General features: G+C 71.9%; 29 protein-coding genes, 1 tRNA gene and 1 pseudogene. 21 read left to right on the top strand and 10 right to left on the bottom strand.

The features are described 5' to 3' along the window. Positions 1-42 precede the first annotated feature (42 nt). From BLV05_RS31565 to BLV05_RS31535, 11 genes and pseudogenes are all read left to right on the top strand, one after another. On the top strand, positions 43-513 hold the full coding sequence (locus BLV05_RS31565; RefSeq protein ID WP_046768692.1) for a hypothetical protein: 471 nt from the start codon (positions 43-45) through the stop codon (positions 511-513). Positions 514-515: 2 nt separating this feature from the next. Continuing rightward, positions 516-821: a hypothetical protein gene (locus tag BLV05_RS31560; RefSeq protein WP_046768693.1), complete on the top strand. Its 306-nt coding sequence runs from the start codon at positions 516-518 to the stop codon at positions 819-821. Next, positions 818-1,150 carry a hypothetical protein gene (locus BLV05_RS31555; RefSeq protein ID WP_046768694.1) on the top strand — a complete coding sequence of 111 codons (333 nt, stop codon included), beginning with the start codon at positions 818-820 and terminating at the stop codon, positions 1,148-1,150. Before BLV05_RS31560 ends, BLV05_RS31555 begins: the two co-directional genes overlap by 4 nt. 86 nt (positions 1,151-1,236) lie before the next feature. Further along, a complete protein-coding gene (locus tag BLV05_RS36295) occupies positions 1,237-1,401 on the top strand; it encodes a hypothetical protein (protein ID WP_157524361.1) in 165 nt (54 codons plus the stop codon). Beyond that, positions 1,398-1,583 (top strand): hypothetical protein, encoded by a 186-nt coding sequence (locus BLV05_RS36290; RefSeq protein ID WP_152690736.1) that lies wholly within the window; start codon positions 1,398-1,400, stop codon positions 1,581-1,583. The genes BLV05_RS36295 and BLV05_RS36290 overlap by 4 nt, the downstream gene beginning before the upstream one ends. A gap of 163 nt (positions 1,584-1,746) precedes the next feature. Then, entirely contained in the window at positions 1,747-1,917 is a 171-nt protein-coding gene (locus BLV05_RS36285; RefSeq protein ID WP_157524359.1) for a hypothetical protein, read from the top strand. 142 nt (positions 1,918-2,059) lie between these two features. Next, positions 2,060-2,254 carry a hypothetical protein gene (locus BLV05_RS36280; RefSeq protein ID WP_152690737.1) on the top strand — a complete coding sequence of 65 codons (195 nt, stop codon included), beginning with the start codon at positions 2,060-2,062 and terminating at the stop codon, positions 2,252-2,254. Next, entirely contained in the window at positions 2,251-3,744 is a 1,494-nt protein-coding gene (locus BLV05_RS31550; protein WP_157524357.1) for a hypothetical protein, read from the top strand. The genes BLV05_RS36280 and BLV05_RS31550 overlap by 4 nt, the downstream gene beginning before the upstream one ends. Then, positions 3,741-5,347: pseudogene (locus tag BLV05_RS37350) on the top strand (replication initiator). Before BLV05_RS31550 ends, BLV05_RS37350 begins: the two are co-directional and overlap by 4 nt. After that, a complete protein-coding gene (locus tag BLV05_RS31540) occupies positions 5,334-5,522 on the top strand; it encodes a helix-turn-helix transcriptional regulator (RefSeq protein ID WP_197683423.1) in 189 nt (62 codons plus the stop codon). The pseudogene BLV05_RS37350 and the gene BLV05_RS31540 overlap by 14 nt, the downstream one beginning before the upstream one ends. After that, the gene (locus BLV05_RS31535) at positions 5,519-6,607 is read left to right on the top strand and encodes a tyrosine-type recombinase/integrase (protein ID WP_052762434.1); all 1,089 of its coding nucleotides are present in this window, start codon (positions 5,519-5,521) and stop codon (positions 6,605-6,607) included. Before BLV05_RS31540 ends, BLV05_RS31535 begins: the two co-directional genes overlap by 4 nt. 72 nt (positions 6,608-6,679) lie before the next feature. Here BLV05_RS31535 and BLV05_RS31530 read toward each other — a convergent pair. Both BLV05_RS31530 and BLV05_RS31525 read right to left on the bottom strand, forming a co-directional pair. After that, positions 6,680-6,753, bottom strand: a tRNA-Arg gene (locus BLV05_RS31530). 31 nt (positions 6,754-6,784) lie between these two features. Next, positions 6,785-7,342: a YbaK/EbsC family protein gene (locus tag BLV05_RS31525; RefSeq protein WP_197683422.1), complete on the bottom strand. Its 558-nt coding sequence runs from the start codon at positions 7,340-7,342 to the stop codon at positions 6,785-6,787. Positions 7,343-7,367: 25 nt separating this feature from the next. Here BLV05_RS31525 and BLV05_RS31520 point away from each other — a divergent pair, with 25 nt between their 5' ends. Further along, positions 7,368-8,102, top strand: a complete 735-nt coding sequence (locus BLV05_RS31520; protein ID WP_052762435.1) for an NUDIX hydrolase — start codon at positions 7,368-7,370, stop codon at positions 8,100-8,102. On the opposite strand, the gene BLV05_RS31515 is transcribed toward BLV05_RS31520, so the two are convergent. The 3 genes from BLV05_RS31515 to BLV05_RS31505 all read right to left on the bottom strand — a co-directional run bounded on the left by BLV05_RS31515 (position 8,086) and on the right by BLV05_RS31505 (position 10,611). Further along, positions 8,086-9,354 (bottom strand): MFS transporter, encoded by a 1,269-nt coding sequence (locus BLV05_RS31515; RefSeq protein ID WP_046768696.1) that lies wholly within the window; start codon positions 9,352-9,354, stop codon positions 8,086-8,088. The genes BLV05_RS31520 and BLV05_RS31515 overlap by 17 nt on opposite strands. Beyond that, positions 9,354-10,025 carry a winged helix-turn-helix domain-containing protein gene (locus tag BLV05_RS31510; RefSeq protein ID WP_052762436.1) on the bottom strand — a complete coding sequence of 224 codons (672 nt, stop codon included), beginning with the start codon at positions 10,023-10,025 and terminating at the stop codon, positions 9,354-9,356. The genes BLV05_RS31515 and BLV05_RS31510 overlap by 1 nt, the downstream gene beginning before the upstream one ends. A gap of 64 nt (positions 10,026-10,089) precedes the next feature. After that, positions 10,090-10,611, bottom strand: coding sequence for a YbhB/YbcL family Raf kinase inhibitor-like protein (locus BLV05_RS31505; RefSeq protein WP_046768767.1), 522 nt, complete (start codon positions 10,609-10,611; stop codon positions 10,090-10,092). Positions 10,612-10,812: 201 nt separating this feature from the next. Between BLV05_RS31505 and BLV05_RS31500 the strand changes: the two genes are divergently transcribed. From BLV05_RS31500 to BLV05_RS31470, 7 genes are all read left to right on the top strand, one after another. Further along, positions 10,813-12,450 carry a GTPase domain-containing protein gene (locus BLV05_RS31500; RefSeq protein WP_052762437.1) on the top strand — a complete coding sequence of 546 codons (1,638 nt, stop codon included), beginning with the start codon at positions 10,813-10,815 and terminating at the stop codon, positions 12,448-12,450. Further along, complete coding sequence (locus BLV05_RS31495; protein ID WP_046768698.1) at positions 12,447-14,168, top strand: GTPase; 1,722 nt, start codon at positions 12,447-12,449, stop codon at positions 14,166-14,168. The genes BLV05_RS31500 and BLV05_RS31495 overlap by 4 nt, the downstream gene beginning before the upstream one ends. A 157-nt stretch (positions 14,169-14,325) precedes the next feature. Then, positions 14,326-15,267, top strand: coding sequence for a single-stranded DNA-binding protein (locus BLV05_RS31490; protein ID WP_052762438.1), 942 nt, complete (start codon positions 14,326-14,328; stop codon positions 15,265-15,267). A gap of 682 nt (positions 15,268-15,949) precedes the next feature. Then, positions 15,950-17,626: an energy-dependent translational throttle protein EttA gene (ettA, locus tag BLV05_RS31485; protein ID WP_046768699.1), complete on the top strand. Its 1,677-nt coding sequence runs from the start codon at positions 15,950-15,952 to the stop codon at positions 17,624-17,626. 10 nt (positions 17,627-17,636) lie between these two features. After that, entirely contained in the window at positions 17,637-18,089 is a 453-nt protein-coding gene (locus tag BLV05_RS31480; protein WP_046768700.1) for an acyl-CoA thioesterase, read from the top strand. After that, positions 18,086-18,493, top strand: coding sequence for an acyl-CoA thioesterase (locus BLV05_RS31475; RefSeq protein ID WP_046768701.1), 408 nt, complete (start codon positions 18,086-18,088; stop codon positions 18,491-18,493). Before BLV05_RS31480 ends, BLV05_RS31475 begins: the two co-directional genes overlap by 4 nt. Then, on the top strand, positions 18,490-19,134 hold the full coding sequence (locus tag BLV05_RS31470) for a hypothetical protein (RefSeq protein ID WP_046768702.1): 645 nt from the start codon (positions 18,490-18,492) through the stop codon (positions 19,132-19,134). Before BLV05_RS31475 ends, BLV05_RS31470 begins: the two co-directional genes overlap by 4 nt. Positions 19,135-19,336: 202 nt before the next feature. Here BLV05_RS31470 and BLV05_RS31465 read toward each other — a convergent pair whose 3' ends face one another. After that, positions 19,337-20,974, bottom strand: coding sequence for a glycoside hydrolase family 13 protein (locus BLV05_RS31465; RefSeq protein WP_046768703.1), 1,638 nt, complete (start codon positions 20,972-20,974; stop codon positions 19,337-19,339). Between the two features lie 11 nt (positions 20,975-20,985). After that, positions 20,986-21,708, bottom strand: coding sequence for a hypothetical protein (locus tag BLV05_RS31460; protein WP_046768704.1), 723 nt, complete (start codon positions 21,706-21,708; stop codon positions 20,986-20,988). 40 nt (positions 21,709-21,748) lie between these two features. Between BLV05_RS31460 and BLV05_RS31455 the strand changes: the two genes are divergently transcribed. Next, positions 21,749-22,267, top strand: a complete 519-nt coding sequence (locus tag BLV05_RS31455; RefSeq protein WP_046768769.1) for a mycothiol transferase — start codon at positions 21,749-21,751, stop codon at positions 22,265-22,267. Positions 22,268-22,272: 5 nt separating this feature from the next. Here BLV05_RS31455 and BLV05_RS31450 read toward each other — a convergent pair whose 3' ends face one another. After that, the gene (locus tag BLV05_RS31450) at positions 22,273-22,662 is read right to left on the bottom strand and encodes a globin (protein WP_046768705.1); all 390 of its coding nucleotides are present in this window, start codon (positions 22,660-22,662) and stop codon (positions 22,273-22,275) included. 119 nt (positions 22,663-22,781) lie between these two features. Here BLV05_RS31450 and BLV05_RS31445 point away from each other — a divergent pair, with 119 nt between their 5' ends. Next, positions 22,782-23,213: an OsmC family peroxiredoxin gene (locus BLV05_RS31445; RefSeq protein WP_046768706.1), complete on the top strand. Its 432-nt coding sequence runs from the start codon at positions 22,782-22,784 to the stop codon at positions 23,211-23,213. Between the two features lie 113 nt (positions 23,214-23,326). On the opposite strand, the gene BLV05_RS31440 is transcribed toward BLV05_RS31445, so the two are convergent. Both BLV05_RS31440 and BLV05_RS31435 read right to left on the bottom strand, forming a co-directional pair. Continuing rightward, positions 23,327-24,334, bottom strand: coding sequence for a hypothetical protein (locus tag BLV05_RS31440; protein WP_052762439.1), 1,008 nt, complete (start codon positions 24,332-24,334; stop codon positions 23,327-23,329). A gap of 57 nt (positions 24,335-24,391) precedes the next feature. After that, positions 24,392-25,414 carry a mechanosensitive ion channel family protein gene (locus BLV05_RS31435; RefSeq protein WP_083421450.1) on the bottom strand — a complete coding sequence of 341 codons (1,023 nt, stop codon included), beginning with the start codon at positions 25,412-25,414 and terminating at the stop codon, positions 24,392-24,394.

The raw sequence follows: 25,414 nt of genomic DNA, 5'->3' as shown, positions 1-25,414 counted from the left end.
ATGCCGGGGAACGTCCTCGGCGCCACGTGAAGGAGGCCAGTCATGGCGTTGATGAAGGGTCACCGGTTCCCGGTGGAGTTCGGTGAGGCGTTCCCGCGCGGTCTGGTGATGGTGGGTGAGATCGAGCCGGATCTGGAGTACCAGTCGCAGGAGGACCGCGCCCGCGGTAAGGAGCAGCGTCAGCGGGTGGACGACATCACCAAGCAGCGGCAGTGGAAGGCCACCGTCACGGACCCGGACGAGGCGAAGGCGAAGCGCGCCAGTTTCGAGGTCATCTTCACCGCGGAGGTGCAGCCCGCGCCGCTGCCCGATGAGGTGCTGCCGGGGATGCGACCGATCGAGCTGGTGGGTGTGACGGCGTCGCCGAAGGTGATGGGTCAGGGTGAGTTCAAGTTCCTAGGCTACGAGTACCGCGCGACCGGGGTGAAGGCCCCGAACGGTGCCCCGCGCCCGCCCGCCGCTGGTGCTCGTGGCCAGAGTGAGGCCAAGCAGGGCGAGTCGAAGGCCGGCTGACGATGCCGACCGAGCGCGAGGCTTACCTGAGCATGAGTCTGACGCTGGAGTTGTCGGCGTCCTGGTCGAGCGAGCACGGCATCGTTGTGATGCGCGGTGATCATGGCCCGTACCCGGCGCTGTCGATGCACCTCACGGCCGAGCAGGGCGCGGATCTGGCGGCGTCGCTGATCCGCCCCGTGCTTGCCAGCGACCCGGAGGGGCTGTCTCGGCGGCTGGTCGACGCGGCGGGTGAGGCGTTGGCGCATCACTGGCGCGACGCCATCCCCACCACTACCGATCCTGTGCCGGTCGGAGCGTCGACATGACGACGACCGCCAAGCATGAGGCGTGGTGCGAGGACCAGGGGAGCGGCCACGAGGGGCCGTGCCGGTTCTACGGCGACAGCCTGTCCGCGTCCGGTGTCGTGGTCACCTCGACCGCCGAGGCGACCGGGAACGGTGCGGTGGTGGTGCTGACCACGACTGGCCGGGACGGGCGCCCGGTGCGGCTCGAAGTGGCTCCGGCGGCGGCATCGTCGTTCGGGCGGGCGTTGACCCGGCTGGGGTCGGCGTTCGAGGACCGTGTCCCGCGGCGTTCGCACCTGACTACGACGACGAGGACCGCCACGACTGGTGGTGTTGTCGTCTCGCGATGAGCCCCACCGGGGACGGGTTCTTGGCCTAGGAAACCGATCCCGTCCCCGGTGACCCCAACCACACCCCCACGAGGGAGGGGATTGGTGTGCCCAAGCTTACGTTCTGGCGACTCCCCGTCGCCCTACTGACCGTGATCGCGGTCCTGGTCCTGACGGCCGCGCAGCTCGCCACCGCGGTCTCCGATGTCGAGGCCGAGCGGTCCGACGCTGCCGACGCGGCGCAGACGACGCGGTGTGGTGGTCGGCCGTGAACGGCGACCCGGTGCTGTTCGGGCTGCTGCCGCACGACACCACGACGCGGGCGTATGCGTTCCACTGTCCGGTCTGCGACAAGGTCCGCTCCACCGCGCCGGACAAGCTGTGTCGGGATTGCGCGCGCGTGGTGAAGCCGACTCGTCGTCGCGCGTCCAAGGGCGGTGGTCGTCGTGCGTGACGATCTGACGCCTGAACAGGCGGACGGGTTGGCGTGCGTGGTGTGCGGCACGTCGTTCCTCGGTAGCCGGGTGACTCACGTTCCGGTCGGACGGTCCCAGACGGGATCGCAGGTGTTCGCCTGCACCGGCCCCTGCGCCGATCGAGCGGCCCGGTGATGCCCGATGACCGCGCGCATCCTGTCGTGCGACTCCTGCCGCGCCACGACCGTCGATGACTGCATGGCCGGCGCCTGGTTCGTCTTCCACGACGGCGACGGACCCGGCAACGCCCGCTGTCCCGACTGCCTGCCCGAGCAGGCCCGTCGTGGCGGTGATCTCGCATGTCTGCTCTGACCCGCTGCTCAGTCTGTGGCCGTGCCGTGGATGCCGCGGAGGTGTGGTTCCACCCCGGCACCGGCGACGCCACCTGCAACGACTGTCACGAAGCCGTCCGGTCCCGGCATGCCCGGTTGACCGCGCTGAGAGGTGAGTACCGATGAGAACGCGTCCACGACTGCACACGAGGCACTGCAACCGCTGCGCCGCCCGGCTGAACGGGACCGGGATGCCGCTGCACGGTGCGGGGACGTTGTGCCCGGCCTGCTGGGTCACCACCCGCACCGAACGGTTCGAAGCACGCGCCCGTGCCGCTGTCGCCGCCACGCTGGCTGACGAGCAGGGCGGGTGGTGACGATGGCGAACTTCCTGCGTGTGGTGAAGACGCTGCTGGCGCTGCCGCGCAAGCGGGTGAACGGGGCGGCGTCGCTGCTGACCGGCTGGTGGATGGTGCGGCTGCTCTGGCGCTTCCGCGTCCTGGTCGCCGCGACCCTGGTCGTTCTGGTCGCGTACTCGACGTGGGGCTGGGTCGGCCTGGTGCTCCTGGCCGTGGTTCCGCCGCTGGCGTCGTTGACGTGGCGGGCTGTGCATCCGCAGTCGCACGGGTGGCTCATGAACCGGCTCTTGGCCCGGCACCGGCTCCGCCACGTCTACCGGGCGCGGTGGGACGCCGTCATGGTCGCCTGCAACCTGCACCGGCCCCTGCCCGGCGGTGACTACGGCACCCCGCAGCTCGTGACGGTGTCGCTGGCTCCGGTGGGGGACGTGCTGCACGTCAGGTTGCTGGATGGGCAGGCGCCGGCCGACTTCATTCGCCAGGCCGACGAGCTGGCGCACGCGTTCGGCGTCCCCGACGTCCGCATCGCTCCGTCCGGGCCGGGCCGTGTTGAGCTGGTGTTGGTTGAACGGGACGTGCTCGCCGAACCCGTCACCCTGACCGACGTCCCGCCTGTGACAGATCTGCGCCGGGTGCGGTTCGCGATCGGTGAGGACGGACGCTGGCGCACCCGTGACTACGCGAACATCGCGGCGGAGGTCGGCGGCGGCGTCCCCGGCTCCGGCAAGACCGCGGGTGAGACGTCGATGGCTTGTGGGCTGATCCAGAACGCGGCCGTGCAGTACGTGGTGATCGACGGCAAGGGCGGCGAGGACTGGTCCTGGATCTCCGGCCGCGCGGCCGCGTACTGCGCCGAGGACGAGGACCTCGAGGCGGTCCTGGCCATCGTCGAGCAGGTCCACGGCCTAATGCGGCACCGGCTCAAGACGCAGAAGGGCGAACGGGGCGAGGCGAACTTCTGGAACCTGCCCCTCGACGCACACCACCCGGTCGTGTTCGTGGTCGTCGATGAGGTGCAGACGTTCACCGACACCAAGGGCATGGACAACGACACCAAGCAGCTCGCGTTCCAGATCACCGCCCGGTTGTCGGCACTGGTGAAGAAGGGCCGCTCCGCCGGGATCATCACCCGCCTGTTGACGCAGAAGCCCACCAGCGACGCGCTGCCGACCGCGATCCGCGACAACGCCAGCGTCAGGACGGCGTGGCGGGTGATCACCGACGATGCCGCCGAAGCCATCCTCGGGCCGGTCGTGCGCCGCTCCGACATCACCCCGGTCGACATCCCCGAAGAGATGCGCGGCGTCGCGGTGGTCGCCAACGCCGCCGGGCGGCTGGAACGGGTCCGCTTCCCCTACGTGGATGAGCACACCGCCGAACGCATCGCCACCCGCGTTGCGGACCTGCGGCGCGAGCTGACCGAGTTCGGCGCACCCGGCGTCAAGGACGACAGCGAGGGCGGCAGCAGCGAGGGCGCGTCGGGTGAGGCTTCGGAGGTGCGGGCGTGACCGTCACGCCACTGACGGCGGGACTGCCGGATGACGCCGCTTTGCGGGAGCTGGCCGCCGCGAAGGGCGTGTGCGTGCGGCCGATCCTGCAACACGTCACAGACACCCTCACCGGCGCCTCCAAGACGGTCGTGATCGCGTGCGGGGCCACCCGAGCGAAGGTGTGCCCCTCGTGCGCCGACGCGGCCCGCCGGCTGCGGATCCAGCAGTGCCGCGAAGGCTGGCACCTCACCGACGACCCGCCCAAGCCCGAAGCCACCGAGCCCACGGAGGACGGTGGGGACGACGACGGCGACCAGGCCGATGGGGACGTCGGCATCGGCCGGCGGGTGCGGTCCACGCGTCGGCGGCAGGATGCTCCCGACCTGCCTCGCCTAGCGGTGTCCGACCGGACGACCGGCCGGGTGTTCGAGGCATCGGATGGGAAGACGTACCGGCCGTCGATGTTTGTCACGTTCACCTGCCGTCCTACGGGCGCGTCACGAGCGAGGGTGTCCCGGTCGACCCGCGCTCGTACGACTACCGGCGGGCCGCGCTGGATGCGATGCACTTCCCGAAGCTGGTCGACCGGTTCTGGCAGAACCTCCGACGCGCTACCGGCTACTCGGTGCAGTACTTCGCCACCGTCGAACCGCAACGCCGCCTTGCACCTCACCTGCACGCCGCGATCCGCGGAGCCATCCCGCGCAAGCTCATGAAGCAGGTTGTCGCAGCGACGTATCACCAGGTGTGGTGGCCGCAGCTCGACGACCCCGTCTACACCGACCCGGATGAGTACCCGGTGTGGGACGCACTGGCCGAGACCTACGCCGACCCAATGACGGGCGCCGTGCTGCCGTCGTGGGATGAGGCGCTGGACGCCATCGACGACGACCCGAACGCGATGCCGGCACACGTCATCCGAGCCGGGGCGCAGGTCGACATCCAGGGCGTCATCGCCGGGACTCCGCTGGCGGATCGGGTCATCGGCTACCTGACCAAGTACCTGACCAAGTCGATCACCGACCCGCTCCATGACGACAGCGACGGGGAGGCACGCGTCTCGGCCGCGCGTAGGTCGCACGTCGACCGGATCGCCGACGAGGTCCGCTGGCTGCCGTGCTCGCCGACGTGCGCGAACTGGCTCCGCTATGGTGTCCAGCCCCAGGACGCGACGGGTGGCCTGGAACCGGGCCGCTGTGGGTCGAAGGCGCACGACCGGGACCACCTCGGCCTCGGCGGCCGCCGCGTCCTCGTCTCCCGGCGGTGGACCGGCAAGACCCTCGACGAGCATCGCGCCGACCGCGCCGCCGTCGTCCGCGCCGTCCTCGCCGAAGCCGGAATCGAGATGGACGACCACGACGAGCTTTCGGCAACCGCCACCACCCCGGACGGCAGGCCGAGGTTCGTCTGGACGATCACGCACCCCGGCGACGTCGACGGCCCGACCTATGGCCGGTTGATCGCGCACGCCATCGCACAGAAACAGCGCTGGCGAACCCAGTACGAGGACGCCAAGACCCGCGCCGGACCTGCGTCGCCGGATCTTTCGGCAACGAGTTCCGTGCATGACCCGGAAGGAAGTGATGTCGATGTCTCGTCGACGGTTGATGAAGACGGCTGAGGCCGCGGAGTACCTGACCGTGACCGCTGCTGCGCTGCGTGCATGGCGGCTGCGGGGAGGTGGCCCGCCGTGGATCAAGCTGGGTGGCGCTGTCCGGTACGACGAGGGCGTGCTGAACGACTGGCTGGACGGCCAGACGACGCAGACGCCTCCGCCGTTGAGAGGCCGGCGGTGATCGAGAAGCGTGACAACGGCTACCGGGTCCGGGTCTATCACCGGTCCCGCTACGTGGCGTCTCGGTCGTTCCGCCGGAAGATGGACGCCGAGGCGTGGGAGCGGCGGCAGAAGGACGCTCTGGCCGCTGGGACCTGGGTACCGCCGGATGACGCCGCCGCAACGGTCGCGGAGTGGATCGAGATCTGGAAGGGCACGAAGAGCGACAGCAAGCCCGGCACGCGGGCGCACCGTGCGGGCATGATCCGGAACCACGTGCTTCCGGCGTTCGGGCGCCGGCCGTTGTCGAGTATCCCGCCATCTGAGGTGGAGTCGTGGGCGAAGAAGCTCGCGGTGGAGAAGTCGGCCTCGACGGCACGGCACGCGCTCAGCGTCATCCGCGGCGTCTACCGGCTGGCCGTCCGGGACGGCGTCGTGCACCGCAACCCGGCGGAGGGGATCAAGCTCCCGAAGATGGGCCGCAACGAACCGCGGCCGCTCACACATGCCGAGCTGTGGCGGCTGGCGAAGACGGTCCCGAGCGACCGCGACCGCGTGATGGTGCTCGTCATGGGCTACAGCGGCATGCGCTGGGGTGAGGTATCGGCGCTGCGCAAACGGTCCGTGATGCCCCGTGGCCGCGTCCGCCTGGTCGAGGGGTACAGCGACGTGGGCGGGAAGCTCCACCTGGGCACGCTGAAGGACCACGAGGCCCGTACGGTCGTGCTCCCGGCCGTGGTCGCGGACGAATTGCGCGCCTGGTCGTCGCGGTACCGGGACGACCAGGATCTGCTGTTTCCCACGGGCAACGGGAAGCCGCTGCGCAACCAGAACTGGCGGCGCAGTGTCCTCACGCCGAGCCTCGCTGCGGCGAAGATCAAACCGATCACGCCGCACAACCTCCGAGATACCGCGGCCAGCCTCGCCATCGATGCCGGGGCCTCGGTCGTCGCCGTCGCTCGGATGCTCGGTCACGAGGACGCCGCGACGACGCTGCGGCACTACGCAAGCCTGTTCCCCGACGATCTGGGCGACGTGGCCAAGCGGATGAACGCGAAGGCGCGCACCGCCCGCGACGGCCGAACAGCGCGACCCAAGGCCGCGTAGTTACCGACCAGGTACCGACCAACCGCCGACCGGAGGGGAGGTGTTCATGATCGAGATGTGCTCTGAGCTGGGTGCGCCTGGAGGGACTCGAACCCCCGACCAAGAGCTTAGAAGGCTCCTGCTCTATCCAACTGAGCTACAGGCGCAATTGCAGACAGGGACATTGTGACCGAAAGATCAGCCTTGCTGCACGGGCCGGCCGAGGCCCTCGACCACCTGCGCCCCCGGCCACGCCGCCAGCACCGAGCCGGGAAGCGCCAGCTTCGAGCCGCGCAGACCGCTGCCGACCACCGCGAAGGGTAGCGCGGCGACGGCGGGGTCGACCAGGATCGGCCAGTCGGACGGCAGCCCCAGCGGCGTGATGCCGCCGTACTCCATGCCGGTGAGCTCGACGGCGGACGCCATCGGCAGGAACGACGCCTTGCGGACGCCGAGCAGCCGCCGGACCACGCCGTTGACGTCGGCGCGCGTCGTCGCGAGCACCATGCAGGCGGCCACCCGCTCGACGCCGTCGCGCTTGCCGGCGACGACCACGCAGTTCGCCGACTTGCCCAACTCCACCCCGTAGGCGGCGCAGAACTCGGCGGTGTCGGCCAGCGTGGCGTCGATCTCCGCGACGAAGACGGAGTCGGCCGCCGCGGTGCCCTCCAGGGACGACTTCACCGGGCCCGCCAGCAGGTCCGGACGGGACAGCGCCGGCTCCGTCGCCAGCCGGCCGATCTTCGGAGTTGTCACCCCTCGATGCTACGGTCACGTCTTCGTGGCCCTCTTCCTGCGTCTGCGCGTCTCCGCCTACGTCATCTGCGAGGACGACGACGGCCGCATCCTGCTCGCGCGCTGGATCGGCTACGAGGACGGCCCGCAGTGGTCGCTGGCCGGCGGCGGGCTCGACCCGGTCGAGCAGCCGCACGACGGCGCGGTGCGCGAGCTGCTCGAGGAGACCGGCTACACCGCCGAGCTCGACGCCCTGATCGGCATCGACGTGGAGCACTTCCGCAGCGACCGGCACGTGCCCGACGGCTACGACGGCGTCGACGTCCACGCGGTGCGCATCGTCTACCGCGGCCAGGTCACCGGCGGCGAGCTGTCGCACGAGGTCGGCGGCACCACCGACCTCGCCGCCTGGCTGTCGCGCGACGAGCTGGCCGGCCAGCCAGCGATCTCGCTGGTCAAGGCCGGACTGGCGATGTACGACGACGACGGCGGCGGCGTCCCGGTCGCGCCCCGCGAGCCCAGCCTGCCGCTGCCCGACGGTGTGCGCGTCGAGCCCCGCGTCGCGGCCTACGGGCGTCGGCCGGACGGCGACACCGCCGGCGGGCTGCTCGACCACGGCGCCGACCCCGCCGAGGCCGTCCGCGCCGCCTTCCGCGAACAGCGCGGCCAGGATGTCGCCGTCGGCCGGCCGCGCGCCGCCACCAGCAGCGTCGAACCCCTCGGCGACGACGCGGTCCGCTGGATCGTCCGCCTCGACTACGACGTCACCGCCGGCGGCTAGAACCGTCGTTCGGCCTGTCGTTCATCAGCCGGAAGGCCGGGACCACGAAGGGGCCGAGGGTGAGCAGGAACATGACGACGCCGACGATGGTCAGGGTCGGTCGCACACCCGCCTGATCGGTGAGCGCACCCACGAGTACCGGTCCCAGCGGGATGCCGGCCCAGGCCGACGCCTTGACCGCGCCCAGTACCCGGGGCAGCATCTCGGCCTGGATCCGCTCGTACTGGACGGCGCCGATGATCGGGTTGATGCCCCCGGTGGCCAGACCGCAACAGGCCGCCGTCACCACCACGGGGATGAGGGTGTCGCTCAGGGCGAGGCTCACGTACAGCGGTGACCCGCCGATCAGGAAACCCACGGCATAGGCGAGCCACCGATTCACCCGCGGCGCCAGCCAGGCTCCGAGGAGGCTGCCGGCCAGCGCGCCCAGTCCCGTCGCGGCCGCGACCGTGCCGACGGCGGTCACCGACAGCCCGTTGTCGCGCACCCACGACGGCAGCAGCACGCTCAGGTAGCCGGTGCCGAGCAGGTTCGTCGCGGCGATCATGACGACCAGGGCACGCAGGACCGGGTCGTGGACGAGGAACGAGAGGCCGTCGACGATCCGGCGCAGGTACGGCTCGGCGGGATCGGCGCCGCCGCCGACGTCACTCGGCACCAGGAGCCGGACCAGCAGGGACGCGACCACGAACCCGGTCCCGCTGATCAGCAGGACCAGCGGCGGAGGCACGAGGCTCAGCAGCAGCGCGGCCAGTGGAGCGCCGAGGAGATTGCCGGCCTGGCTGGCCGACGCGTGCAGTCCGGCCGCCCGGCTCAACGACGTCCGGCTGAGCGACGCGGTGCCCGGGACCAGCGGCGCGCTGCCGCAGTCGGCCACGCCGCGTACCGCGCCCACCGCGGCGACCACGGCCACCAGTGCGCCGTAGCCGAGCTGCCCGCTCGCATACAGCGCCGGCACGACCAGCACGACCAGCCCGGCGACGAGGTTGCCGAGCCAGCTGGCCCGGCGCGGCCCGATGCGCTCGACCCACGGTCCGCCGAGCGCCTGCATCGCGACGTACGGCGCCATCTCGGCGAACACCGCGAGGCCGGTGCGGGTGGCGCTGCCCGTCGTGCTGAGCACCAGCCAGGGGACCGCGATGGCTGAGACGGCGGTGCAGGTCACCGACGTGAGGTAGGCGCTCAGGACCGCAGCCAGCGGCAGTCGCCGGCGCGGTGCGGCCACGACGGCCGGTGCCGGCGCCGAGCTCATCAGCGTGGCTCGGCGCCGGCGGGGTGGGGGTCGGGCAGCAACTGGAACTGGAAGACCGCCCGCCGCCGCTCCGGTCCGCCGGACGGTGTCGTCTCGTCCGGTCCGCCCGGCCCGCGCGCCTGATCGGCCTGGTCGCGGCGATACGGGGCGACGAGCGCGGCGATCTGCTCGGACAATTCCCATGCCTCGTCGTGGGTGAGGCTCAGCGAGGCGTCGCCCAGCTGCCAGGGCAACCTGGCGAGTTCGTCCTGGCGCTCCACCAGCGTGCCGATCCAGGACAGGACGCGCTCGTAGGCGACCTGGGCGACCATGCGCACGTACTGCTCGGACACTTCGATCTGTTCGACGTCACCGGCCTGCCCGGGGACCCGGAAGGAGAACGTCGTCGCCTCGTGGGCGGCCCGCCACCACCGGTCCCGCCGGTTGCCGAGTGAGGTGTCCTCGACGACGAGACCGGCGGTGGCCATGATGCGCAGGTGGTAGCTGGTGACGCCGCTGGACTGGCCGATGCGCTCACCCAGCCCGGACGCGGTCTGCGGACCGTCCTCGCGCAGCAACCGGAGCAGGGTGAGCCTGACCGGATGAGCCAGGGCGCGCACGTTCAGCGGGGTGAGGAGGTCGTGCCGGTCCGGGTCGAACCACGACGGCGGCCACGAGTGGGGGTGCGGCATGCTGACAGACTAGAATCGCAAACGCTTTTTGCAAAGGAGTTCTGCAATCCGTGGCGACCTACGATCAGTGCGAGTAGACCGGCACCACCATGCCGCGCGCCAGGGTGTGGAAGGCGAGGTTGAACGAGACGACGGCGGGGGAGGCGTCGGCCTCGACCCCGAGCGTCTCGACGTCGACCGCGTGGACGACGAAGTAGTACCGGTGCGGGACGTCGCCCTGCGGCGGGGCGGAGCCGAAGTACTCCGTCGTGCCCGCGTCATTCCGCAGCGCGAACGCCGGATAGGGCAACCCGGCGCCGCGCGCCACGGACGTCGTCGTCGCCGGAATGTCGACGACCACCCAGTGCCAGAAGCCGCTCGGCGTCGGCGCGTCCGGGTCGAAGCAGGTGAGCGCGTAACTGCGGGTGCCGTCGGGCGCGCCGGACCACGACAACTGCGGCGAGAGATTCGCCCCGCCGGCCGCCGCGGCGATGAAGTCCTTGGCGAGCTGCTCGCCGTCGCGGACATCGTCGCTGGTCAGCGTCATGGACGGGACGGCCGGGAGCAGTGTGTAGGGGTCGGGCGGGGTGGGACGTTCGAGCGACATCGAGTCCTCCATCGAAGGCATTCCGGCAGGCCCGACGTTAGTCCATCGACTCGACAGTGTGACTTGTGATGTGAACGATTGGCATCAATGGGGCTATGGCTCTTGGCCAGGGGCGGTGTGAGAGTGCAAGATTCGCCAGTGGAAACCGCTGAGGTGAGCGTTCACGGCGCTCTCGCCGCTCTTCGCGGACGGCTCTCCGGCGTGCGGTATCCGCTGGAGGTCAGCGACGCGGAGAACGCCCGCACGACGCGCCGCGACATGCTCGCTCAGCTCGACGACTACATCCTCCCGCGCCTGGACCAACTGGACGCGCCGTTGCTCGCCGTCGTCGGCGGATCGACCGGCGCCGGCAAGTCGACTCTGGTGAACTCTCTGGTCCGGCGGAAGGTCAGCGACGCGGGCGTGCTGCGGCCGACGACGCGCTCGCCGGTGCTGGTGCACCACCCCGACGACGTCGGCTGGTTCGACGAGCTGCGGGTGCTGCCCGACCTGCCGCGGGTGGCGATCCACGACCAGGCCGGCGGCGCGCTGCGGCTGGTCGCCGACGACGGGTTGCCGGCCGGCGTGGCGATCCTCGACGCGCCCGACGTCGACTCCGTCGTCACCGAGAACCGGACGCTCGCCGCGCAGTTGCTCGCGGCCGCCGACCTGTGGCTGTTCGTCACCACCGCGGCCCGCTACTCCGACGCCGTCCCGTGGGACTTCCTCCGCGCCGCCGCCGACCGCCAGGCCGCCGTGGCCGTCGTCCTCGACCGCGTCGCGCCCGACGCCGTCAGCGAGGTGCGCACCCACCTGGCCGCGATGCTGGCCGAGCACGGTCTCGGCGACGCGCCGCTGCTGGTCGTCGAGGAGACCGCGCCTGACGACTCCGGCCTGCTGCCCGAGGAGGCGATCGCGTCGGTCCGCGCCTGGCTGGACGGGCTGGCCGCCGACGAGACGGCCCGCAACGAGATCGTCCGGCGGACGCTCGACGGCGCCGTCGGCGGGGTGCTGCGGCAGATCCCGGTCCTGGCTGACGCCGCCGACCACCAGGTCGAGACGCTGACCCGGCTGGGGAACGAGATCGCGCACGTCTACGGCAAGGCCGCCAAGCGCATCGACGCCGCGTCCGCCGACGGCAGCATGCTCCGCGGCGAGGTGCTGGCCCGCTGGCAGGACTTCGTCGGGACCGGCGACTTCATGCGCTCGCTGGAGGCGCGGGTCGGCCGCCTGCGCGACAAGGTGACGGCGTTCCTGCGGGGACGGCCGCAGCCCGCGGCGGCGGTCGAGGAGGCGATCGAGAACGGCGTCGCCGCGATGATCGTCGAGGAGGCGAACCGGGCCGCGGAGAAGGCCGACCGCAAGTGGCGCGACTCCGCCGCCGGACGGGCGCTGCTCGCGGGCGACGACCTGTCCCGCACCGTGGACGACCTGCCCGTGCGCAGCGCCAAGACCGTCCGCGAGTGGCAGGACGCGGTGCTGGCGATGGTCCGGTCCGAGGGCGCGGACAAGCGGTTCAACGCCCGGGTGCTCTCCTTCGGCGTCAACGGGCTCGGGCTCGCGCTGATGATCGTCGTGTTCGCGTCGACGGCCGGGCTGACCGGCGCCGAGGTCGGCGTCGCGGGCGGGACCGCCGTCGTCGGGCAGAAGCTGCTCGAGGCGTTCTTCGGCGACGAGGCCGTCCGGCGGCTGGCCGCCAAGGCGCGTGCTGACCTGTCACAACGGGTCGAGGAGTTGCTGCGGACGGAGTCCGCGCGGTTCACCGACCGGCTCGGGGGGCTACCTGTCGAGGCGGGCGCGGGCGACGCGCTGCGGGCCGCTCTCGTCACCGTCGAGCAGGCTCGGGAGGACGCCGCATGAAGAGGTGGTCGCGCCGCGGCCGCGTCACCTTGCCGGAACGGGTGACCGCGCTGCAGGAGGCGGTCGCGGCCGGCGGCAAGCGGCTGCCGTCGGACCTCGCCGAGACGGTGCAGGTGGTGGTCGACCGCGCCGGTGAACGCCGGCAGCTGTCGGTCGAGCACACCGTCGTCGCGCTGGCCGGCGCCACCGGCAGCGGGAAGTCGACGCTGTTCAACCGCATCTCCGGCATGGAGGTCTCCGTCGTCGGCGTCCGCCGCCCGACGACGTCGGACCCGCTGGCGATCGTGTGGGGCACGCAGGGGGTGATCCCGCTGCTGGACTGGCTCGGCGTGCCGCCGCGGAGCCGGGTCGCCCGCGAGAGCGTGCTCGACTCCGGCGAGAGCGACGACCTCGACGGGCTCGTCCTGCTCGATCTGCCCGACCACGACTCCACCCAGAAGGCGCACCGCGACACCGTCGACCGTCTCGTCGAGATGGTCGACCTGTTCGTGTGGATCCTCGACCCGCAGAAGTACGCCGACGCCGCCCTGCATGAGCGGTACCTGCGGCCGCTGGCGTCGCACCAGGGCGTGACCGTCATCGTGCTCAACCAGATCGACCGGCTCACCCGCGCCGACGTCGTCGAGTGCGTCACCGACCTGCGCGGCCTGCTCGACAAGGACGGGCTCGACGAGGTGCCGGTGGTCGCCCTGTCCGGGGCGACGGGCGACGGGGTCGAGGTGCTGATCGACCTGATCCGCACCGCCGTCACCAAGCGCCGCGCCGTGGACGAGCGCATCGAGGCCGACATCAGGATGACGGCCGAGCTGGTGGCGTCCGCGGTCGGGTCGGGTGCGCCCGGGTCGGTCGGCGACGGTGAGCGTCGCCGTTTGGCCGCGGCGGTTGCCGAGGCATCCGGCGCGGACGTCGTCGCGACGGCGGCCGGGCGGTCGTACCTGCAGCGGGCGCGCGTGGCGACCGGGTGGCCGATCACCCGCTGGCTGGGCCGGTTTCGACGCGATCCGCTGGCCAAGCTGGGCGTCCGCGTCCGGCCGTCGGTGTTGTCGGCGTCCTCGTTGTCAGACGGTCCGGGCGGGTTGGCTGGAGCGTCCGGCGGGTCGGCCGGCGGGTCCAGTGGCGGGTCGGCTGGATCGGGTGGCGGTTCGGGCGGGCGGATCTCGCTGCCGGCGCCGACGCCGGTGCAGCGGTCCCGGTCCGACGCCGCCGTGCGCGAGTACGGCGACGCGGCGGCCGGCACCCTGCCGCCCGCCTGGCGCGACGCCGTCCGCTCCGTCGCCACGTCGGCCGGCACACGACTGCCCGACGAACTGGACCGGCGGGTCGCCGGGACCGACTTCGGCATCGCGTCGCGGCCCGGCTGGTGGCGGCTGTTCAACGGGCTGCAGTGGCTGTCCCTGCTGACCGCGTCGGCGGGCGTGCTGTGGCTGCTCGCCCTGGCCGGCACCTCCTTCCTCCGCTTCGACGTCGCCGAGCCGTCGGTGGGCGGTCTCCCCGTCCCGACGGTGCTGCTGGCCGGTGGGCTGGTGCTCGGGGTGTTGCTCGGCCTGCTCGGCCTGGTGGCCGCGCGGCGGGGAAGCAGGCGCCAGGAAGCCCGCGTCCGCCGCCAACTCCACGACCTCGTCGACGGCCTCACCTCCGACGTCGTCGTCCAGCCCATCGACGCCGAGCTCGCCAAGTACGGCGCCTTCCAGACCGCCCTGGACCGCGCCCGCTCCTGATCGGCCGCTCAGCGTGTGCGCGCGGGCCTGTTTTCCACAGCCCTCACGAGTTCGCGGAGTTGTCCACATTTCGCCGAATCGGGCTTTCGATCGGCCGCGCCGAACGGAAATCTCGTGCTCGTCAAACCTCATCGGGTACGAGCACAGGAGACGCCACATGAGCGAGGTCAACATCACGGTCGTCGGCAACGTCGCGACCGAGCCCAAGCTGGACCGGAACAAGAACGGCGACGCGTTCGCCCACTTCCGGCTGGCGAGCAACAGCGCGCGGTACGACGCCCGATCACGGTCGTGGGTCGACGACGACACGTCGTTCTACACGGTGTACTGCTGGCGTTCGCCGCTGGCCGACAACATCGCGGTCTCCCTGCACAAGGGCGATCCGGTAGTCGTCTACGGCCGGTTGAAGAACCGCGAGTGGCGCGACGACAACCAGGCGATGCGCATCTCGCCGGAGATCACCGCCCGCAGCCTCGGCCACGACCTTTACCGCGGGACCTCCACCTTCACCAAGGTCTCCCGGCAGCCGGCCATCCCCGAGGACGACGACGCCGTCGAGTCCGTCCGCGCCGCCTACTTCGCTGCCGCCGACCAGCACGGCGTGGTCGATCGGCGGACCGGTGAGATCGAGTTCGGGTCACGTGGCGGTGAGCCGCGGCCCGGTATCGAGCAGCTGGTGCGTGGCGGCCCGCCGACGAACGGGCCTGCGGCCGGCGACGATCGGATCCTGAACGGTGCCCCGGCGGCTGTAGGCGATCGGCTGACCGCCGGTGATCGCATGGCGCCCGGCGACCGGATGATGGGCGACGACCGCACGGGCGTCCGCGGGCGAGCACCGGATGGCGGCGGTGATGCGCTGGGCGGTGGCGGAGTGCCTCGCAGCGGCGGCCGAGCGCAACCCGCCGAAACGGCGGCGTCCGGGAGGTCGGCACGCACGGCGACCTCGGCGCCGGGTACGGAGGCGGCTGCCGCGTCCGGCGCCAGGCCCCAGACCGATGCCGCCCAGGCCCGCTCGGAGTCCAGCCCGCCCGCCGACCCGCCGCCGGCCCCGCGCTCGAGCAGCCGCACTCGGCGCGAGAAAGCCGGCGTCGGCGGCTGACCGGACCCCGCGCCGTCGGTCGCCAGTGGCCCCGCCACGGACCTTCCCCCGATCCGTGTCGCGCCACAGCGACCGACGGCGCGGCCTTCAGCAGCATCGGCCGACTCGAGGAGGTGAAGTCGGTGCCGTCAGTCCCGTAGTCCCATGAACCCCTCGCCGCGGAGCTCGTGCCGCGCTCCGCGGCGAGGCCGGCCCTCGAGAACGGCAGCCGTCAAGGGCGGGCGTGTGCCGACGGGCCTGGCGTAGGTGACGTCGATGGTGGCGGTCGTCGTCGATGTCGGGAGCCGTGGTCCGGGTGTGTCGAGGGCGGGAGGGCAGCCCTTACCGGAGCCGAACGACCGTGCCTGGGTCGACGGCGTCCGGGCCGACCGTGCCGGGGCAGAGCGCGACGAGGCCGATCGGGCGCACAAGTCAGCCGCTCAAGCCCGGCCCGACGGCCGCGACCTGACTCACAATCGCAACCAACCCGAGAGAGTGAGGACCCGCGCCGCCCGCTGCCATCCACACGCCCGAGGCGCGACTACAGGCGCCTGACCAGCGCAGACCGTCCGCACAAGCCGCGCCGCGACCCGTCCGAACCGGCGACGGCTGCCGAGGACGGCGGGGCTGGGCGCGCCCCGGTGCCCAGAGAGGGGGACGCGGTCGTCTGCGGTGGGCGTGAGGCCGTACTCTTGGACTCGTTATGGCGGACTTCATTTACTCCATGCGTAAGGCGCGCAAAGCGCACGGTGACAAGGTCATCCTCGACGACGTCACTCTGTACTTCCTCCCCGGAGCGAAGATCGGTGTGGTGGGCCCGAACGGCGCCGGTAAGTCGAGCATCCTGAAGATCATGGCGGGGCTCGACCAGCCGTCCAACGGTGACGCCGAGTTGGCGCCCGGCGCGACGGTCGGGTACCTCGCCCAGGAGCCGGCGCTCAACGAGGACAAGACGGTGCTCGGCAACGTCCAGGAGGGCGTGGCCGAGACTCTCGAGCTGGTCAACCGGTTCAACGAGATCACCGAGAAGATGGCGGTCGACTACTCCGACGAGCTGCTCGAAGAGATGGGCAAGCTGCAGGAGCAGCTCGACCACCGCAACGCGTGGGAGCTGGACTCCCAGCTCGAGCAGGCCATGGACGCGCTGCGCTGCCCGCCGCCGGACGCCGACGTGTCGGTGCTGTCGGGTGGTGAGCGCCGCCGCGTGGCGCTGTGCAAGCTGCTGCTCCAGCAGCCCGACCTGCTGCTGCTCGACGAGCCGACCAACCACCTGGACGCCGAGAGCGTGCTGTGGCTGGAGCAGCACCTCGAGAAGTACCCCGGCGCGGTCATCGCCGTCACCCACGACCGGTACTTCCTCGACCACGTCGCCCAGTGGATCGCCGAGGTCGACCGCGGCCGCGTCCACGGCTACGAGGGCAACTACACGACCTACCTCGAGACCAAGGAAGCCCGGCTCAAGGTCGAGGGGCAGAAGGACGCCAAGCGCCAGCGCCGGCTGCGCGAAGAGCTCGAGTGGGTCCGCTCCAACGCCAAGGGCCGCCAGACCAAGCAGCGCGCCCGCCTCGAGCGGTACGAGGAGATGGCGTCCGAGGCCGAGAAGACCCGCAAGCTCGACTTCGAAGAGATCCAGATCCCGCCGGGCCCGCGCCTGGGCAGCCTGGTGGTCGAGGCGCAGGGCGTCACCAAGGGCTTCGGCGATCGCACCCTGATCCGCGACCTGTCCTTCTCGCTGCCGCGCAACGGCCTCGTCGGTGTCATCGGCCCGAACGGCGTCGGCAAGACCACGCTGTTCAACATGATCGTCGGGAACGAGACGCCCGACGAGGGCCAGTTCCGCATCGGAGACACCGTCCGGCTGTCCTACGTCGACCAGGGCCGGGCCAACATCGACCCGAAGAAGAACGTCTGGCAGCTCGTCTCCGACGAGCTCGACCACATCAAGGTCGGCCAGGTCGAGATGCCCAGCCGCGCCTACGTGTCGGCGTTCGGCTTCAAGGGCCCGGACCAGCAGAAGCCCGCGGGCGTGCTGTCCGGCGGTGAGCGCAACCGGCTGAACCTGGCGCTGACGCTCAAGCTCGGCGGCAACCTGATCCTGCTGGACGAGCCGACCAACGACCTCGACGTCGAGACGCTGCAGTCGCTCGAGAACGCGCTGCTCGAGTTCCCCGGCTGCGCCGTCATCACGTCGCACGACCGGTGGTTCCTCGACCGCGTCGCCACCCACATCCTGGCGTGGGAGGGCGACGACGAGGACCCGGCCAAGTGGTTCTGGTTCGAGGGCAACTTCGAGAGCTACGAGAAGAACAAGATCGAGCGGCTCGGCGCCGACGCCGCGCGGCCGCACCGGGTCACCTACCGCAAGCTCAGCCGCGACTAGGGGGTCCGGCGTGCCGCGCCACGTGACACACGTGCCCCTGCGCTGGGCCGACATGGACGCCTACGGCCATGTCAACAACGTCGTCTACCTGCGCTACCTGCAGGAGGCGCGGGTCGACATGCTGTTCGTCCACGCTCCGAAACAGGGCGCCGAACAGCTCGCCGAGGGCGTCGTCGTGGCGCGGCACGAGATCAGCTACCGCGCACCGCTGCACTTCCGGGCCGAGCCGGTCCGCGTCGAGACGTGGGTGCGCCGGGTCGGCAACTCGTCGTTCGACCTCGGCTACGAGGTGCTCGACGTCGACGGCGACGGCGCCCGCACGGTGTACGCCGTCGCGACCACCGTGCTGGTGCCGTACGACCTCGACGACGCGCACCCGCGCCGGGTCGCGCACGAGGAACGGCTCGTGCTCGAGACGTTCCTCGAGCTCGACGGGCCCGACCCGGGGAAGGCGGCCGCGTGAGACACGTCTACGAGTGCTCCGTCCGGTTCGACGACCTCGACGCGTTCGGGCACGTCAACAACGTGACGTTCGCCGAGTACCTGCAGGAGGCGCGGGTCGACTTCGCGCACCGCCAGCTCACGACGTCGGGTGAAACCCCGCACGAGGGCTCCGTCGTCGTCCACCAGAGCATCGACTACCTCGCGCCGGTCCCGTTCCGCACCGAGCCGCTGCACGTCGAGGTGTGGGTGACGCGCGTGGGCACGACGTCGTTCGAGGTCGCGTACGAGGTGAAGGACGAGTCGACGCTGTTCGCGCGGGCCACGGGCGTGCTCGTCGCGTTCGACGTCCGCTCGAACACGCCGCGGCCGGTCAGCCCGGCCGAACGCGAGGTCCTCGAGCGCTTCCACGAGCCGCCGACGTGACCTCGTTCGTCCCCGCACAGCCGGGCGCCGCCGCCGATCTTGCGACGTTCGCCCGCCGGGTGGCCAAGTACGAGCCCGACTCCGTGCTGCGCATCGTCGCCCACGGGACGGTTGCCGGCTGCTTCGCCGAGACCCCGTTCGACGCGCTCGCGCTGCGGGCTGTCGCGCTGGCCGAGCCCGCCGACTTCGACGTCGTCGTCGAGGCCGGCAACCTCGCCGCCCGTGCGGTCGGCGTGGCCGGGCAGTTCGAGCTGCCGCCGGCGCTGCCCGCGCTGCGCTGGGCCAGCAGCCTCCCGCCGCGGTCCGGGTGGACCGAGCTCGCCCGGCTCCCGTTGACCGCCGTCGTCGCCGACGTGGAACACGGCGTCGAGGAGTTCCGCACCCGCGCGGTCGGGGTCGCCGACGGCAAGTCGCTGCGGGCCGGACGGGCGGCGCTGGAGGGCCTGGCGACGGAGATCTGGGACCGCGAGCTGGCCGCCGGCATGCCGCTGCGGCTCGCCCACGCGGCGTCGTCGTACGGGTTCCTCGACGGTCCCGACGGCGCGGAGGTCGCGCTGCGCACGGTCGGCGCGTGGTGGCGGCTGGACGCCCCGAACGGCTCGGTGCTCGCTCGTACCGGCCTCGCGCTCTTCGCCCTCTGACGCGCCACCCCGCCAGGGCCCGCCCGCCTGCCCGCCTGCCCCCCCGGCCGCCTGTTGATCATGGAGAAGGTCGGCTCCCGGGCGACTCGGAGCCCGACCTTCTCCATGATCAACAAGGAGTGGCGGGCGTGGGGTGGGGGCGCGACATTGCACGGCGCGTCCGAGGTGACGCCCCCCTATCGATCGTGGGCGTGAGTGACGGTCAGACGGCGAGCCAGGCCGCGGTGTCGCCCGGCAGCCGGCCGTCGGGGTCGAGCGGGCCACTGGCCAGGATCAGCTCACGATGCGCGGGCAGCTCGGCCGGCGTCGTGCCCAGGTTCACCACGCAGACGAACCCGGCGCCCCGCTGGAACGCCAGGACATCGTCGTCGGACGGCAGCCAGGTGAGGGGCTCGGCGGACGGGATGTCTCGGCGCAGGCGCAGCGCCGACCGGTAGAGCGCCAGCATGGACGCGGGATCGGCGGACTCGGCCTCGACCGACCGGGCGCCCCACCCCGAAGGCTGCGGCAGCCAGGAACCACCCGTGCCGAACCCGTACGACGACCCCGAGACGGCCCAGGGGAGCGGGACCCGGCAGCCGTCGCGGCCGCGCTCGGTGCGGCCGGACCGCTCCCAGACCGGGTCCTGCAGCGACTCTTCGGGGAGGTCGAGCACCTCGGTCAGCCCCAGCTCCTGACCCTGGTAGACGTACGCCCCGCCGGGCAGCGCCAGCATCAGCAGCGCCGCCGCCCTGGCGCGCCGCGTCCCCAGCTCGACGTCGACCGGACCGCCGGGCCTGTCGGCGTGCCCGACTCCGGTCGACGTGGTCGTCCGGCCATAGCGGGTGACGATCCGCTCGACGTCGTGGTTCTCGAGTACCCAGGTGGCCGGCGCGCCGACCGAAGCGAGCACCGTGACGGAGTCGTCGATGGAGCGGCGCAGGTCGGCGGCCGTCCAGCCGGACTTCAGGTAGTCGAAGTTGAACGCGCTGTGCAGCTCGTCGTCGCGCAGGTAGCGGGCCAGCCGCTCGGCCGGCTCGACCCACGCCTCGGCGACGTACAGCTTGGGCGGGTCATAGGAGTCGGCGATCTCGCGCCAGCCGCGGTAGATGTCGTGGACGCCGTCGCGGTCGAAGAACGGGTGGTCGGCGATGCTCGGCCGGTCGAGCAGCCCGGACCGGTCGTACGGGAGGTCCGGCCCGTCCATGTTCTTGACCATGCCGTGTGCGACGTCGATGCGGAACCCGTCGACGCCGAGGTCGAACCAAAACCGGAGGATGTCGAGGAAGTCGGCGCGCACCTCGGCGTTGTTCCAGTCGAAGTCGGGCTGCGACACGTCGAAGATGTGGAAGTACCACTGGCCTGGCGTGCCGTCGGCCTCGGTGACCCGCTCCCAGGCCGGCCCGCCGAACACGCTGCGCCAGTTGTTCGGCGGCTCGCTGCCGTCAGGACCGCGGCCGTCGCGGAAGATGTAGCGGGCCCGCTCGGGCGACCCCGGGCCGGCGGCCAGCGCCTCCTTGAACCACTGGTGGTCCCACGAGCTGTGGTTCGGCACGATGTCGAGCAGGACCTTCAGGCCGAGCCCGTGCGCCTCGTCGAGCAGCGCCTTCGCCTGCGCGAGGTCGCCGAAGCGCGGATCGATGTCGCGGAAGTCGGCGACGTCGTAGCCGCCGTCGTTCAGCGGCGACGGATACCACGGGTTGATCCACAGCGCGTCGATGCCGAGGTCGCGGAGATACGGGAGCCGCTCGCGCAGCCCGGCGACGTCGCCCTCGCCGTCGCCGTTGCCGTCGGCGAAGGAGCGGATGTACACCTGGTAGATGACGGCGTCTCTCCACCAGTCACGGTAAGCCTGAGTCACGGGACACCAGCCTAGCCTCGGATGTCGTGGGGCCGGGCATGGGCCGCTGCGACGGCTCGGTCCGGACGCACCAGGACCTCGCTGCCGACGGGGGTGAACCCGCAGGCCAGGAACGCGCGCAGCGAACGGGCGTTGCCGGGCGTGACGGCGGCGAACACTGGCTCCCCGGCCGGGACCAGCGCCAGCGCGTCGGTCAGCAGCGACCGCCCGCGGCCGCGACCCTGGGCGCCGCCGGGCACCTCGATGCTCAGCTCACGCCGCCCGGCCGGCCCGCGTCCGAGCGTGACCAGCCCGCGCTCGTCGCCGTAGACGCGCACGTCCTGCCGCAGCGCCCGCGCGCGGCGCACCCGGTCGTGCCCCTCGAAGTCGGTTCGACGCGGAATGACGGTATCGGCGCGAGGTCCGCTGTGGTCGCCCTCGAGGACAGCCGGACCCGTACCCGTCGCCACCAGGATCAGGTCCAGCTCGCCGATCCCGCCGCGTGGACCAGCCAGCCGGCGCAGGAAGTCCGGCGCCATCGCCCCGCCGTACCCGTCAGGCGGCCGCGGCAGGCCGTCGGCTGCCAGCACGTCGGCCGCCGGCAGCGCCGTCGAGACCACCGCGTGCCCGGTGAACGCCGTCGCGCACTCCAGCCCGCCGGCCAGCGGCGGCAGCACGTCCACGGCGCCGTCGACCGGCGGGAACCGGCCCGCGGCGGCGTCGAGCAACACGGCCAGCAGCGGATGTGGTGTCATGGCGGTTCACGGTAAACGCCAGCGCTGAGGAGTGGTGCACGTGCACGGTCCCGATCTGCTGATCGATGCCTTCGGCCGGATCCGCGACCGCGTCAACGCGACGGTCGACGGGCTGACCCCTGGCCAGCTCGCGTATCGCGTCGACCCCGACGCCAACTCGATCGCCTGGCTGGTCTGGCACCTGACCCGCATCCAGGACGATCACGTGGCGCACGTCGCCGGCATCGACCAGGTGTGGACCTCGGGCCCCTGGAGCGACCGGTTCGGGCTGCCGTTCCCCGACCACGCGACCGGCTTCGGGCACAGCAGCGAGGACGTCGCCGCGGTCAAGATCGACGACCCCGAGCTGCTGATCGGCTACCACCACGCCACGCACGAGGTGACCGAGGGCTTCCTTCGCGAGCTCGACGACGAGACGCTCGGCCGGGTGGTCGACGAGCGCTACGACCCGCCGGTCACGATGGGTGTGCGGCTGGTCAGCGTGGTGGGCGACAACCTCCAGCACGTCGGCCAGGCGGCGTACGTGCGCGGCGTGCTGACGCGGCTCGGCATCGCCTGACGGCGTCAGTCCTCGAAGGTGTTGACCATGGAGTGCGCCGCCCGCTCGAGGTAGTCCCACAGGGTGTCGTGGTAGATCGGCGGCAGGTCGAGCTCGTCGACCGCCGTGCGCATGTGCAGCAGCCAGCGGTCACGCGCCGCCGGGTTGACCCGGAACGGCGCGTGCCGCATGCGCAGCCGGGGGTGACCGCGCTGGTCGGAGTAGGTCGTCGGGCCGCCCCAGTACTGCTCCAGGAACAGCAGCAGCCGCTCTTCCGCCGGCCCGAGGTCCTCTTCCGGGTACATCGGCTTGAGCAGCGGGTCGGTGGCGACGCCCTCGTAGAAGCGGTGCACGAGCTTCGCGAACGTCTCGTGCCCGCCGACGGCGTCGTAGAAGTTGTCCAGGCGCGTGGTCACGTCCCCATAGTCGTCGCCCCCGTCCCCGAGATGCAAAGTGCCCCTGGCCACACATCGGCGGACCGGACAGGGAAGGATGGACGACGGCCGCACACACGTCGCATGGGAGGACACGCTTCATGGCAACGACCCGTACCGCCACCACGCGCTGGGAAGGCTCGCTGTTCGAGGGCGCCGGTCGCGTCACGCTCGACTCGTCGGGGCTCGGCACCTACGACGTCACCTGGGCCTCGCGTGCGGAGACGCCGGACGGCAAGACGTCGCCGGAGGAGCTCATCGCGGCGGCGCACTCGGCCTGCTTCTCGATGGCGTTCTCCAACGGGCTGGCGAAGGCCGGCACGCCGCCCACGTCGCTGCAGACGTCGGCCGACGTGACGTTCCAGCCGGGCGAGGGGATCACCGGCATCAAGATCACTGTGCGCGGCGTGGTGCCGGGCATCACCAGCGACGAATTCGTGGCGGCCGCCGAGGACGCCAAGGCCAACTGCCCGGTGAGCAAGGCGCTGACGGGCACGACGATCACGCTCGACGCTGAGCTCGCCGAGGCCTGAGCTCTGGTGCGGAGGGGTGCACCACGATCGATCCGACCGTGGTGCACCTCCGCGGCAGACCCCGTGCCGGGTGTCTGACAACGCGTGAGGTGCCCGCTGACGCGTTCGGGCCGTCAGACCGGCCCGGCGGTGGACCCGAAGGTCCGGCGAGTCAGGGCGAACGCCCGGCTCGTGATCGGTAGCAGCGCGACGACGACGGCGCCGGCCCACAGCACGAGCGCGACGATCGGCAGCGCGATGTAGTCGCCCGCGCCGTTGCTCGAGAGGTCGATGACCCCGACGACGTACGCGATGATCACCAGCGCGCCCAGGCCCACCAGGATCCAGCGGGCGAACGCGAGCCGGAAGAACAGCAGCAGCGCGACCGTCGCGGTCGTGCAGCCGACGGTCATCGAGGCGGAGATCGCGAAGTCGACGTTCCCGGTGATGTCCCCGGAGAACGACAGCCCGACCAGCGCCGCGACGGCGTTCGGCCCCGGCGTGCCGAACCAGTTGGTCAGCGCGATGATCAGCGTGAACACTGCACAGGCCAGGAACAGCAGCGCCGTCAGGTAGATCGGCATCGCCGTCGCCGGCCGGTGCTGTGCGGGCGGGTAGGGCACGTAGCCGTACGGCTGCTGGCCGGGGCCGGGCGCCGGGTAATAGCCCGGCTGCGGCGGGTAGCCGGCCTGGGGCTGCGGCGGGTAGCCGGGCGGCGGTGCGTACCCCGGCGGCGGCGCGTAGCCGGCCTGGCCCTGTGGCGGGTAGGCGGCCTGGCCGGGCGGGGCGTACGCAGCCTGTCCCGGCGGCGGGTAGCCCGGCTGGGGCGCATACCCCTGGGGCGGGTAGCCCGGCGGCGGGTACTGGGCCGGCGCGGCGTGACCCTGCGCGTGCTGCGGGTAGTACCCCGGCGGCGCGGCCTCCGGCGACGGGGCGGCGGCCGGCGCCTCGGCCGGCGGGTCCGCGGGGACCACGTCGAACGGGCCGGTGACGGCCTCGCTAGGCGGGAGGTCGCCCGCGGGGCCCGGGTCCGGCGCGGCCGCCTGGTCCGCCGGTGGAGCGGACGGTGGATAGGCGTCCTGGTCCGCGGGTGGGCCGTCGGAGTGGCCTGGTGTCCGCGGCGTCTCATCGGGTTCTGTCACGGCCGGAACCGTAACCGACCGGCCGACGCGGTCGCAGGTGGACTGGTGTACCGCCCGTCAGCCTCCATCGGACGAGGTGGACGGCGGGATGATCGGGGGCGCGGGCGCGCTCGCCGGCGGCGGGTTGGTCGCGCCGCCCGGACCGCCGGGCCCGGCCGCGGGCGTCTCCGTCGCGACCGGCAGCGTGAGCCGTTCCGCGTCGAACCGGCTCTTGATGCGTTCGCGCAGCTCGCGGGCGACCCCCCACTGCTCCAGCGGCTTGGTCTTGATGACCACCCGGATCAGCACGCCGTCGGGGGTGAGGTCCTCGACGCCCCAGACCTCGGGGGGTTCGAGGATCAGTTCGCCCCAGCGGTCGTCGGCGGCGAGGTCGGCGACGACGTCCTCCAGCAGCCGGCGGGCCCGGGTGACCTCGGCGTCGGCGGGGATGTGGACGTCGAGCAGCACCCGCGACCAGCCGTAGGACGAGTTGCCGACGCGCACGACCTCGCCGTTGCGGACGTACCAGACGGTGCCGTCGACGGAGCGCAGCCGGGTGATGCGCAGGCTGACGGCCTCGACGGTGCCGACCGCGTGGCCCATGTCGACGACGTCGCCGACGCCGTACTGGTCCTCGAGCAGCATGGCCGCGCCGGCGAGGAAGTCCTTGACGAGGTTCTGCGCGCCGAAGCCCAGCGCGACGCCCGCGACCCCGGCCGACGCGAGCACCGGTCCGACGGAGTAGCCGAGGATCTCCAGCGCCATGACGACCGTGATGACGCTGATCAGCACCGTCGAGATGCTCCGCAGCACCGACCCGAGCGTCTCGGCCCGCAGCGACCGCCGCTCGGAGTACGCGCCGGCGCCGCCGAACACGATGCGGGCGGCCCGGGCGGACCCGAGCACGGCCTTCGGCGGCTCCTTCTCGACCGTCCGGCGGACCAGGCGGTTGATGAACTTGTGCAGCAGGTACCGGGTGACGACGGCGATGAGGACCAGGCCGGCGAGCCGCAGGGGCACGTCGAGCAGGATGTCGCGCCACCACTCGCCGGAGTACTGCTCCGCCTCGGTGACGCCGCCCGCCGCGAGCAGGCCGGCCAT

The organism is Jiangella alkaliphila, from assembly GCF_900105925.1.
In the GTDB taxonomy this organism is placed as follows: Bacteria; Actinomycetota; Actinomycetes; order Jiangellales; family Jiangellaceae; genus Jiangella; species Jiangella alkaliphila.
This window is presented reverse-complemented; position numbering and strand designations above follow the sequence as displayed.